The 12,396-nt window shown below is 41.2% G+C and carries 11 protein-coding genes; 6 read left to right on the forward strand and 5 right to left on the reverse strand.

Annotated features, from left to right (window positions below):
* The first annotated feature begins 49 nt into the window (after positions 1–49).
* The 5 genes from msrB (at position 50) to L2096_RS05975 (ending at position 4,857) form a co-directional block, all read left to right on the forward strand.
* The gene (gene msrB, locus L2096_RS05955; RefSeq protein WP_004937058.1) at positions 50–469 is read left to right on the forward strand and encodes a peptide-methionine (R)-S-oxide reductase MsrB; all 420 of its coding nucleotides are present in this window, start codon (positions 50–52) and stop codon (positions 467–469) included.
* Positions 466–954: a glutathione peroxidase gene (locus L2096_RS05960; protein ID WP_004946797.1), complete on the forward strand. Its 489-nt coding sequence runs from the start codon at positions 466–468 to the stop codon at positions 952–954. The genes msrB and L2096_RS05960 overlap by 4 nt, the downstream gene beginning before the upstream one ends.
* A gap of 21 nt (positions 955–975) precedes the next feature.
* Positions 976–1,842 (forward strand): AraC family transcriptional regulator, encoded by an 867-nt coding sequence (locus tag L2096_RS05965; protein WP_250365046.1) that lies wholly within the window; start codon positions 976–978, stop codon positions 1,840–1,842.
* Between the two features lie 32 nt (positions 1,843–1,874).
* Positions 1,875–2,486 (forward strand): LysE family translocator, encoded by a 612-nt coding sequence (locus tag L2096_RS05970; RefSeq protein ID WP_250365047.1) that lies wholly within the window; start codon positions 1,875–1,877, stop codon positions 2,484–2,486.
* Between the two features lie 154 nt (positions 2,487–2,640).
* A complete protein-coding gene (locus L2096_RS05975; protein WP_250365048.1) occupies positions 2,641–4,857 on the forward strand; it encodes a TonB-dependent receptor in 2,217 nt (738 codons plus the stop codon).
* Between the two features lie 44 nt (positions 4,858–4,901).
* On the opposite strand, the gene dapC is transcribed toward L2096_RS05975, so the two are convergent.
* The 3 genes from dapC to purT are packed head-to-tail and all read right to left on the reverse strand — an operon-like array spanning position 4,902 to position 10,006.
* Entirely contained in the window at positions 4,902–6,071 is a 1,170-nt protein-coding gene (gene dapC, locus L2096_RS05980; protein ID WP_250365049.1) for a succinyldiaminopimelate transaminase, read from the reverse strand.
* Positions 6,072–6,093: 22 nt separating this feature from the next.
* Positions 6,094–8,760: a [protein-PII] uridylyltransferase gene (gene glnD / locus L2096_RS05985; protein WP_250365050.1), complete on the reverse strand. Its 2,667-nt coding sequence runs from the start codon at positions 8,758–8,760 to the stop codon at positions 6,094–6,096.
* A gap of 28 nt (positions 8,761–8,788) precedes the next feature.
* On the reverse strand, positions 8,789–10,006 hold the full coding sequence (purT, locus tag L2096_RS05990; protein WP_111813031.1) for a formate-dependent phosphoribosylglycinamide formyltransferase: 1,218 nt from the start codon (positions 10,004–10,006) through the stop codon (positions 8,789–8,791).
* A 285-nt stretch (positions 10,007–10,291) separates the two neighbouring features.
* On the opposite strand from purT, the gene L2096_RS05995 reads away from it, so the two are divergent.
* Complete coding sequence (locus tag L2096_RS05995) at positions 10,292–10,765, forward strand: hypothetical protein (RefSeq protein ID WP_004937076.1); 474 nt, start codon at positions 10,292–10,294, stop codon at positions 10,763–10,765.
* 54 nt (positions 10,766–10,819) lie between these two features.
* Here the strand turns inward: L2096_RS05995 and L2096_RS16095 are convergent, their stop codons facing one another.
* Together L2096_RS16095 and L2096_RS06005 are read right to left on the reverse strand one after the other, a co-directional pair.
* A complete protein-coding gene (locus L2096_RS16095) occupies positions 10,820–11,065 on the reverse strand; it encodes a hypothetical protein (protein ID WP_171063730.1) in 246 nt (81 codons plus the stop codon).
* 280 nt (positions 11,066–11,345) lie between these two features.
* Positions 11,346–12,332 carry a zinc-binding dehydrogenase gene (locus L2096_RS06005; protein WP_250365051.1) on the reverse strand — a complete coding sequence of 329 codons (987 nt, stop codon included), beginning with the start codon at positions 12,330–12,332 and terminating at the stop codon, positions 11,346–11,348.
* Between the last annotated feature and the right edge of the window lie 64 nt (positions 12,333–12,396).

Here is a 12,396-nt window from a genome sequence, read left to right on the forward strand (position 1 = left end):
AATATAAGATTATCCTATTTTAAACAGCAAAATAGCTAGGGAAACTATCATGGGAAAACTCAACAAAACAGAACGAGAATGGCAAAGAGAGTTATCACCAGAAGAGTACCGAATCACGCGACAAAAGGGCACTGAGCCTGCTTTTACAGGTCAGTACTGGAATACAAAGCAATCGGGTACCTATGTATGTCGTTGCTGCGGTGCAGAATTATTCTCTTCAATCACTAAATATGATAGTGGCTGTGGCTGGCCAAGTTTTTATAAACCGATTAACACCACCGCAATAGAGGAGCATGACGATTTATCGCATGGAATGGTTCGAACAGAGATTGTTTGTCATCACTGCGACGCTCATTTAGGGCATGTTTTTGAAGATGGACCACAGCCGACAGGATTGCGATATTGCGTAAATTCGGCGTCATTACAATTAAAAACCGACGAGAAGAATGATGAGGAAACTTATCCATGACCAACCTTTATCAATTTGAAGCAGATTTACTTGAGGGAGAGACGAAGTCACTTGCCGATTATCAGGGCAAAGTACTTTTAATCGTAAATACTGCAAGCAAATGTGGTTTTACGCCACAATTTGCTGGTTTAGAAAAAATTTATGAAAAATACAAAGAACAGGGTTTTGAAGTTTTAGGTTTTCCATGCAACCAGTTTGGAGGGCAAGATCCAGGTTCAAATCAGGAAATTGGCTCATTTTGTCAACGCAATTATGGCGTAAGCTTCCCGATGTTTGCCAAGGTTGATGTTAAAGGTCCAGAAGCACATGCGATTTTTCGTTATCTTACCCGTGAAGCAAAAGGGATTTTGGGCAGCGAAAATATCAAATGGAACTTTACTAAGTTTCTTGTTAGCCGTGACGGGAAGGTGTTGAATCGTTATGCACCAACCACAAAACCAGAAAGCCTAGAAGAAGATATTGAGAAAGCTTTGGGCAATGCATAAGTTTAATGCTTGGCTTTTTTAATGTTGAATCATTCAAGTAATCTGTTCTGGTCAGATGCTCGCATGCCTTATGTGGAAACGCGTAAGGCATGTACCAGTCGAACTTGCTACAAATCGCATAGTCATGAAACTTTTTCGATTGGTGCTGTTGATGCCGGTTTTAGTTGCTTTAGTAGTGCCTTTCACCAATTCGAGCGCTTAACTCCAGGTAGTCTGGTGATTGTGCCAGCATTTACAGAGCACTCGTGTAATCCATTACCCAATCAAGACTGGAGTTATCAAATGATGCACTTAGATGCATCGTGGCTTTCAGCTCTTATTGAAGAGGGTTTATCGAATAGCATCGAACAGAAAATACCTGTTTTAAAACCTGAAATTATTCAAAAATCTGAAGTGTATCAATCGTTCTGCAAAATGAATGAGACACTATTTAATCCAAATTTTACTGTTTTAGAAAAAGAGCAACAATTAATAGATACGCTCATTCAATTTATTTTCCCTTCAATGTCTTGGTGTTTTTTACACAATAAGCAGTATTTAAGAGCGGCTTTAGATGAATTAATAAATCTTCTTAACCAGCACCAAACCTTTCTTTCCCTTGAAGAACTTGCTCAGTCGAGTGGATTGAGCCGCTTTACAATCATACGATTATTTAAACAAAATTTAGGGTTAACTCCACATGCATTTCAGTTGAATCTTCGTATTCATCAAGCTCGACAACAACTTAAAACAGGAAAGTCAATCACAGCAATTGCTTATGATTTAGGTTTTAGCGACCAGAGCCATTTTCATCGGGTTTTTAAGCAGTTCGCTGGTGCGACGCCTAGACAGTATCAACTATCTATGACGCGCAATTTTATACAAGATAATACATATCTAAATACTTAATCTCGTGTTGATGATTTATTGCGAGATACCTTGTGGAACTGTTTATTGCGATTGCGCTCACTCACTTTATTGCCTTACTTTCTCCAGGACCAGATTTTTTTCTCATTTTAACAACGCTATTGCGCCATAATCGAAATGCAGCCATTTTAGTCTGTTGCGGAGTAGCGTTGGGAAATGCGGTCATTATCGCTTTGGTATTTATTGGATTACAATTACTAATCAATATCGATAAAAGTATTCTCGTAGCCATCAAATGGATCGGTATTTTATATTTATTCTATCTCTCTTATTTATGTATCCTTTATGCCAAATCACCGTTGAATTTGAGACGTGAAAATAATTTACACATCCGTAAGGAAAAAATACATTTCATCAAAGGTGTTCAATCTAGCCTAGTTAATCCAAAAAATATACTTTTTTACAGTAGCTTGAGTATTTTAATAGCTGAGCAGTTCGATTGGTATGAAAAACTTTCAATTTCAATCTGGATGGTAGTGGTCGTTTTAGTTTGGAACCTTTTTTTGGTTCGAATGTTCACATTCGATCAGTCATTAAACTTTTTACAACGGAATTCTTGTAAATTGTATTATCTATCCGCTGGAGCATTTTGCATTTTTTCAATACTTTTGATTGGTTATGTATAGCTCTTTTTTTGAGTTTGGAGATATGTACTATAAGAATCACAATCATAAAGGGCATAATTAGAAAATATGAGAATGAGTTTTATTTAATAATAATTCTTTTAATTATTGTTATTCTCATTTAGTATTTGTGTAAATTTTTCTCCCTGAGTCAGCCATGCGAAAAATCAAACCTTTGGTCATGCTTATGGCCTGTGTAGCTGGTACGCAAATTATTCATGCTGAAGTACAAGCTTCACTAGATGAATCTCAACAAAAATCCACAACTGTAACTGCACTTGAAACCATCCGCGTGGTCGCAAGTGCAGATGCATCGGCAGATGGTCTTATGGAGGCTTATGCTGGAGGTCAGGTTGCATCGGGAGGGCGAATTGGTATTTTTGGAAATCAAAAAAATTTGGATACGCCGTTTAGTCTAAGTGCCTACACCAATCAATACATTCAAGAGCGGCAAGCAAAGAGTGTTGGTGATGTACTTAAAGCCGATCCAAGTGTGCGGGTGGGGCGTGGCTTTGGAAACTTCCAAGAAAACTATTATATTCGCGGTTTTAATCTTGGCTCAGATGATACGGCGTATAACGGCTTGTATTCTATTTTACCACGCCAATATATTCCGACTGAATTGTTCGAACGTGTGGAATTACTAAAAGGCACTTCTTCATTTTTAAATGGGGCGATGCCAAGTAGTGGTGGTATTGGGGGTGCAATAAATCTGTTGCCTAAACGTGCTGGAAATGAGCCTTTAAATCGTGTCACGTTAGGAACCGATTTTAATGGAGGGTATGTTGCTAGCGATGTAGCCCGACGTTTTGGAGAGGATCAACAGTTTGGTGTGCGAGTCAATACGGCTTATCATGGTGGTCATACCGCGGTTGATCATGAAAAAAATACATTAGGTTTGACTGCGATAGGGCTAGACTATCGAGGTGAGCGTTTGCGTCTATCGGGCGATATGGGATATAGCAATAATAGACTAGAGGCGACTAGACCCAATGTAACATTAGGTGCTGCTGTAACGAGTGTGCCTTCTGCGGTTAAAGCATCAAGTAATTATGCGCAAAAATGGACTTATTCAAATGAAGAAAATTATTTTGGAAGTTACCGTGCAGAATATGATCTGACTGATGCTGTTACTGCCTATGCAGCCTATGGTTTTCGTCATGGTGAAGAGCGTAATAGCCTAGCTAATCTTACACTGAGTAATGCAAGTACGGGTGATAGCACATTTTATCGGTTTGACAATGCTCGGGTAGATATGGTCAATACAGGAGAAATCGGCCTACGTACCAAACTGAATACTGGCGACATATCGCATCAATTCGTACTTGCAGCATCGGCATTTCAATTGAATTCCCGTAATGCCTACATTATGGATTTTGCGAATCAATATACCAACAACTTATATATGCCAGTGCAATACGATCAGCCACTTGCAACATCGCCTGTATATTCTGGAAATGAGTTGAATTCACCCAAACTGACGACACGTACACGGTTAAGAAGTATTGCAATTGGAGACAACCTAAAGGCACTTGATGATCGACTTAATCTAATGTTTGGTGGGCGATATCAAACGATTATGCAAGATAATTATGCGTATAATAATGGGGAAAAAACCGCCTATGATGAAAGCAAATTTACACCAGTATTAGGTGTTTCATACAAGTTAACACCAGAAATTTCGGTGTATGGTAATTACATTGAGTCGTTGGCCAAGGGTTTAAGTAATACCAATAATGGCACCACAACTACATTAAAGCCATTTGTTGCAAAACAAAAAGAAATTGGAACAAAGTATGAAAATGGAACTTTCGGTGCAAGTTTGAGTCTATTTGATATCAACAAACAGCGTGCTGTTATTCAAAATCAGGTATTTAGTGATGCAGGTGAATATGTTCATCGAGGTGTTGAACTTAATACTTATGGCAAACTTACAGATGCAATTACTGTATTAGGCGGTGCAACATGGATGCATGCTAAACAAGAAAATACAGGGTCGATTGCTTATGATTCAAAGGATGAGGTGGGTGTACCTAAGTTTCAGGCTAACATTGGAGCGGACTGGAAACTACCCATTGCAGCAGATATTTCGCTTAATGCCCAACTGGTTTATACCGGATCAAGTTATGCAAGCCTAGACAACACACTTAAGGTGAAAGACTGGACTACGCTCGATTTAGGGGCAATTTACAAAACTCAATTAGGGCAAACGCCAACCACATTTAATTTCAAAATCAATAATGTCTTTGATCAAAACTATTGGGCATCGGTAGGTTTGTACGACAATATCAATAGCAGTTCCAATACCAATAATGGTTATTTGGTTGCCGGATTGCCACGTACATTTATGCTCAGTGCAAGCTTTGATTTCTAAGAAAAAAGCCTCTCAATAGAGAGGCTTTTTTTAAGCTTGATTGATTATAAAATTTTCTTTAATCGTGCCACAACTTGTTCACATTGTGCCAGATCTGCGACCAATGCCATACGTACATGATTTTCACCCGGATTACCTGTTGAAGTATCACGCGAAAGATAACGACCTGGCAAAACCTTGATGTGGGCTTTTTCCATCAGCATTTTGGCAAAGGCTTCATCGTTATCGACTTGCAACCAGTAATAAAAACCCGCATCAGGCTTTTGAAGCGGTAGCAAACCGCCTAATTCTGACTGAAACATGTCGAATTTCGCGCGATATTGCTGGCGGTTTTCTTCAACATGTACTTCATCGTTCCATGCGTAAATAGAAGCCAATTGATGTTGAACCGGCATTGCCGCACCATGATAGGTACGGAACTGTAAATAAGGCTTGAGCAATGCTGCATCACCCGCCACAAAACCAGAGCGCATACCCGGTAAATTTGAACGCTTGGATAACGAATGGAAAACGATACAGTTTTTATAGTCATCGCGCCCAATTTCGGCACATACTTCCAATAAGCCGACAGGTGGCTGGTCAAACCAGAGTTCTGAGTAGCATTCATCTGATGCAATCACAAAATTATACTGATCTGACAGTTCAATCAGTTTTTTAAATTTCTCTTTTGAGAGTACTGCACCTGTTGGATTTCCAGGTGTACACACAAACAGCAAAGCTGTTTTTTCCCACACTTCGGCAGGAACGGCATCAAAGTCACCTAAATAGTCATTTTCTGCTGTACAGTTGATGAAATACGGTTTTGCGCCGGCAAGTAATGCTGCACCCTCATAAATTTGATAAAAAGGATTAGGCATGACCACATAAGGTGTTTCGTCACGATTGATCAGCGCCTGTACAAAAGAAAAAATTCCTTCGCGTGTACCTGTGACTGGTAAAATCTGTGAGTCTGCACTGATCTGATTTAGTTTAAAACGACGCTGTAGCCAATTTGCAATACTGTCACGTAGCTCTGGCAAACCTTTACTGTTTGGATAGGTTGAAAGATGATTAAAATGTTCCACGATTGCTTGTTTTACAAAAGCTGGTGCAGGATGTTTTGGCTCCCCAATCGATAATGGAATTAACGGGAGGTCTGCGGGCGTAATATCCTTAAAAAGGGCATTCAGCTTTTCAAATGGGTAAGGGTGCAGTAAAGACAAGCTAGCGTTCATGAAACAGTTACCAGTAAAAATATTAATGTTGAATCGCGATTTGGCTCGAAGCCTCATCTAGTGCAGATTTTAGTTGCGCTGCAAACAGAGTGGCTTCATCGGTGGTCATCGGTCGGCCATCTTTTTTGGTGACAAAGAAAATATCCTCAGCGCGCTCACCCAGTGTCGCAATCTTTGCTGAATGAATATCTAGTCCTTGCATCATAAACAAGCCACCTACACGAGCCAATAAGCCCGGCTGGTCAAGCGTTGAGATTTCCACCATATTTTGTTGCAGTGCTTCATTGAGTGTGACATCTACTGTATTTTCAATGTCAAAATGGCGCAATTGACGCGGAATACGGCGCTGCATTAGTCCAGGATATTTATCAGATTGACTCAGTGCCTGCACCAAAGCCGATTTTACAGTGTGCTCTCGGTCTGGATCGGTGAGCAGGGTGCCAAAACGATCTAAGACCAAGTAAGTATCTAAACTAAATGCTTTGGTGGCAGTAATAATCCGTGCATCTTGTACATCCAGATTCATACGATCTAACACCGCCACAGTGGTGGCAAAAAGGTTAGGCTTATCTTGTGTATAAATAAAGATTTGTACCGCGTCTTGTGCAGATTGGCGGTGTGCACGAAGCAACACCAGTGGTGCGGAGTTATCGCCGTGAAGCAAAATAGCACGCGTATGCCACGCGATTTCATCTGCTGACTCTTTGAGGAAGTATTCATCACCAAGCTCTTGCCAGACCCGTTCGACTGCATCAAGTGAAAACTCATTGACCAGTATTTCACTCGCAGTAAACTTGGTGTCTTCAATCAGCATTTGATAGTCGACTGGGCGGCCCAAACCTGAACGAATCACATCACGTGAATACGTGTATAACTGACGCATTAATGAGGCGCGCCAAGTATTCCAAAGCTTTGGATTGGTGGCATTAATATCAGCGACGGTAAGTGTATATAAATAGTCAAGATGTTCCATGTCACCGAGTTTTTCAGCGAACTCTTTAATGACATCTGGATCTGAAATATCTTTTTTCTGTGCAGTGAGCGACATTAACAAGTGGTTTTGAATCAACCATGCGACCAGTTTACATTCACGTTCGGTGAAACCATGCGCTCGGCAAAATTCGATCGCATCTTCTGCACCCAATTCACTATGATCACCGCCACGGCCCTTGGCGATATCGTGAAAAATAGCAGCCAGATAGACAATATCACGACGTGCCAAACGCTGGAATACGGAGCTTACCACTGGAAAGTGTTGTGCAAATTCAGTTTCTTTGAATCGATTAAGATTACGAATCAACAATAAAGTATGCGCATCGACGGTATAGATATGAAATAGATCGTACTGCATGAGGCCCATGATTTGACCAAACGCAGGAATATAATTACCCAAAATTCCATAACGTTTCATATCGACCAGTGTGTCGTATAGGCGGTATGGCGAGCGGATAATGGCCATAAATAGGGCTTGATGCGCTGGATTGTCTCGAAATTCTTGATCAATACGCTTTGCGGCCATAATTAATAAGCGCAAGGTTCGCGCACGAATTCCTTCAATTTCTGGACGATTGGCCAGCAAATAGAAAAGCTCTAAAATAGCACTCGGATTCTCAGAAAAAACTTTATGATGCTGAACGGCAAGTTTTTTGTCTACGAGCTTAAAATTTTCATTAATTTCTTCGATTTTACGCTCGTAATTGGGAAGTCGAGGCGTAATGACTGATTCATTAAAATAAGCCAATAGCATTTCATTGAGTGTAGAAATTTGCTGGGCAGTGCGGTAGTACCGCTTCATAAATTGTTCAACCGCATAGTTGGCTGGCTGACCGTCAAGGCGGGTATATCCAAATTTGGCTGCAATTTCACGCTGATGATCAAACAGTAGCCGGTTTTCATCACGTTTGCTGAGTCGGTGCAAGTGATGACGAATTTCCCATAAAAAGCTTTCTGCTTCCTCAAGAATCTTGAGTTCGTACTCGGTAATAAAGCCTAAATGCACCAAATCATAGATCCGATTCACACGGAAATGGCGTTTTGCGATCCATCCAATTTGATTCATATCGCGAATGCCACCAGGTGCATTTTTAATATCAGGCTCAAGGTTGCTTTCGGTGTTATTGTGCTGGGCGTGCCGTTTTGCTTGCTCTGCCATTTTGGCATCGAAGAAGGTTTTGTCGGTCCAGGTTTGTGAAACAATTCGGCGGGGCCATTTAGCTAAATCTGGATTGCCGGTAATAAGTCGCGCTTCAATCAGCGTGGTTGCAACGGTCAGATCATTGGTGGCCTGTTCAACGCAGTTTTGAATAGTACGAACGCTGGTGCCGGGTTTAAAATTTCCTACATCCCAAAGCGATGAAATAAATGTCGAGATCTGTTTTTCTAGCTCTGGATCAATTTCATCTTCTGCCAAAATCATGATGTCGACATCGGAGTAGGGCAGCATTTCCTTTCGGCCATAGCCACCCACTGCAAAAAGCCCCAAACGTGATTGATCAAGCCCGGCATGTTTCCACAAAAATATCAGGGCTTCATCAATCAGATTAGATCGTGCAATGACGACATCACGAATGGAGTGTCCATTTTCATAATACTCCTGAATCTGCTGTTCGACATCTGCACGCCATTGATTAATTGCCTTGATATCGTGATGACTGGTGACATAATCCAGCAGCGGTGAAGTAATAATCATAAAAATGGACTCATATTAAATTGAATGATTATTCAGGAAGTACAACATGAACCTGATCGGCTGCTTGCTGTGCCAATGTGCGAGCTGCGTCAGTCGTTTCAGCGCGTGCAGTGGCAACACCCATACGGCGACGTTTAAAGCCTTCTGGTTTACCAAAGAGGCGCAAATCCGTATCTGGATGCGACAGTGCTGTATTGAGCTGATCAAAACTTAAATTATTTGCATCTGTACCTGCATAAATCACGGCACTGGCCGCTACGCTGTGGCGCGCTGTGTTTACAGGCAGCCCTAAAATGGCACGCGCATGTAATTCAAATTCGCTTTGAAATTGTGAAGCAAGCGTAACCAGCCCAGTATCGTGTGGACGTGGTGATACTTCGCTAAACCAGACATGATCACCTTTGACAAACAGCTCAACACCGAAAATACCGCAACCGCCAAGTGCTGTGGTGACTTTATTTGCAATGCGTTTAGATTCTGCTAGCGCCGCATCTGTCATTGGTTGTGGTTGCCAGCTTTCAACATAATCACCTGCGTCTTGGCGATGCCCAATCGGGTCACAGTAATGTGTTTCGATTTGGCCTGTTTGAGGGTTTTTGGCACGTACGGTGAGTAGGGTAATTTCAAAATCAAAATCAATTTGAGATTCTACAATCACTTTGCCCTGATTTACCCGACCACCGGTTTGTGCATATTCCCATGCAGCATCGACTTCTTCAAAGCTCTTAACTCGTGATTGACCTTTACCGGATGACGACATGACAGGTTTTACAAAGTTTGGATAACCAATGTCATCGCAGGCTGCCCTGAAGCTTTCTAAAGATTCGGCAAAGCGGTAGGCTGAGGTTGGTAAACCTAATTCTTCAGCAGCCAAGCGTCGAATGCCTTCACGGTTCATGGTCAGGTTGACTGCTTTTGCCGATGGAATAACGGTTGCAGTTTGATTACGCTCAATTTCAAGCAATACTTCAGTGGCAATTGCTTCAATTTCAGGCACGATCAAATGCGGTTTAACGTCTTCGATGAGTTTTTTAAGTTCGACCGGATCGGCCATATTGAGCGTATAAGAATAATGCGCTACTTGCATTGCTGGTGCATGATCATAACGATCTGCCGCATGAACTTCGACACCAAGACGCTGTAATGAAATCACAACCTCTTTACCAAGTTCTCCCGAACCTAACAGTAACACTTTAAATGCAGAAGATTGAAGGGGAGTACCAATTGTGACGCTCATGCGAATCATCCATGCAAGAAGTAGGGCTTTTAAGCATAACAGAACTTTTACTGGATTGACGCCTTGATTCACATAAATTAGTGACTTTTGTTGTCTAATAAATAATCTAATAGATTGAGGTATTTAAGTGCGAAACACTTAGAAAACTAACGTAAGTCTGAACAGTTGTCTGTCATCATTTAAGTCCATCTTAAATGAACGAATTTAGTGCATTGATAAAGTAAATCAATGATTGAGTATTATCGCTTAATTCACTAGCATAGAGCCGAATGTTCAGATGGATAATCGTGGATAATGATCTCAACGCTTAAAACTTCTGGTTTAATTTCATGTGTTTTATTTGGACTGGTTGTGTCTGGTTGTAGCCAAGACCATACATCAGGTTCAAAAGAAAAAGTTGAAATTAAAGCTGCACCAAAATTGACCAATGATGCAACAACCTATGCAAATGAAGCGTGGAAGCTGATCAATCAAATCGATCCTATTGTTTATGATGGCAAAAAAGATGAGATTGAAGAGCAGGTAAGAAAGCCATTGCGTAAGCTTAGTACCGACTGGCGCATTAATGTCAAAATGACTGACTCAGTTACAGAGGGCAAGTATGCTTTATGTCGCAAAGCACTGACTTCACTGGATACATGGTCACGTGAAGTGATCACGGGTAGCTCCACACTTGCGCAGCGACAAGCTGATTACGAGCGAGACAAAGCACAATGTAAAGATGCGATAGCTAATCCTGCATTGGGTAATACAGATCCGAAGCGATAAACGATATAAATAAAAAAGCGAGTTGATCTCGCTTTTTTATATTCAATATGTTGATTAAGATTTGGTTTTTGCTGGTTCAGTTTTAGCAGGCATTGCCGTTGTCATTGGTTTGCTTTTTTCAGCCATCATTTTCTTGTCGGTTTTCGCGGCCATTTTTTTACCGCTAACTGCTACACATTTTCCACCTTTATGGTGTGGGCCAGTTCCGCCTTGTAATTCAGTGCCTTTAGGACAAGCAAAAGCGGTGGCACTTAACATCGCGAAAGAAGCCGCAAGCAGTACCGTTGAAATCTTTTTCATTGTATATCTTCTATTCATGGGGCGTTAGTGCCTGTTTCTGAGCTTAATCTGTTTTATTCATAATTAAATTAAAAATTTGTTGATCAAAAGATGAGTTTTCTTGTTGTTTATTTGTCTTAATTTTGCTTTTAATATCAGGTTAAGCTTCATCACGTTTGATGTGAAGTTGGCTTTCAAATACTTTATATTTGTTTGTCAAAAAGTTCGCTTATGCATAAATTAAATACGTTCATGCAGCCAACGTATTCGCTATATGAACGTAGTTTACTATCAATGACCATCAGCTTGCTTTGGCAATTTCGATCACTACTTTGCCTTGTGTTTTGCCGTGCTCGGCCTGATGCAAACCATTTTCCAACTCATCTAGTGTGATCACGTTTTGAATCATCGGGTCGAGTTTGCCATTTGCCATAAGCGCAGCTAAGAATTCACCACCAGCAGCAATATCACGTAGATTTTCATCATCGCCGTGTTGATAGGCAAAGCCTAAAGCCACTTCATGAATTGAAATCGCTTTGGTAAAAGAAGGAATTGGGTTCTGATCAATCCGTCCTGATACCGAAATCAAATGACCGTTATGACGCAGCACTGTTGCAAGTTGTAGAGACGTTTCAGATGAAATCAAATCAATCACCGCATCTACACCGCGACCTTCAGTGAGCGCATGAATACGTTCAACAATATTGTCTTGTTTGTAATTGATGATGTGGTCAGCGCCAAGTGCTTTGATGCGTTTTGGTTCGCTAGAGGCAGTAGCATACACTTCCAGACCCATAAGCTTAGCCAGTTGCACAACGAAACCACCGACACCGCCACCCGCACCATTCACCAAAATTCGCTGACCTGCATGAAGTGGTGCCTTACGATTTAACGCTTGCCAAGCGGTAATACCGGCACATGGGATTGTCGCGGCCGCATTAAAATCTAACTGTTCCGGTATTGCACTGATACTATTTGCATCAACCACGACATATTCTGCAAAACCACCCCAGCGCCATAAATTGGTTAGACTGATGACTCGGTCGCCTTTTTTCCAAGTGGTGACGTCATGCCCTACAGCATCGACAATACCAGCAGCATCAATTCCCAAAATATGGGGTAACTGAAGAGTTGTACCGTTTTTGGCAAACTTGTAGTCGACCGGATTAATACTCGAACTCATCACTTTGATACGAACTTCACCAGCAGCGGGTTCGGGTATCTCGATATCGGTTTCGACATGCAGCGTGTAAGGTGTTCCGACTTGAGTTAAAACTAATGCTTTCATGTGATTTTCCTCGGTCTTAAGTAGTGACTATCATTCATTAAAATTCTCATGGGAGTAGACAGCA

The organism is Acinetobacter sp. ACZLY 512, assembly GCF_023614015.1.
Taxonomy (GTDB): domain Bacteria; phylum Pseudomonadota; class Gammaproteobacteria; order Pseudomonadales; family Moraxellaceae; genus Acinetobacter; species Acinetobacter soli.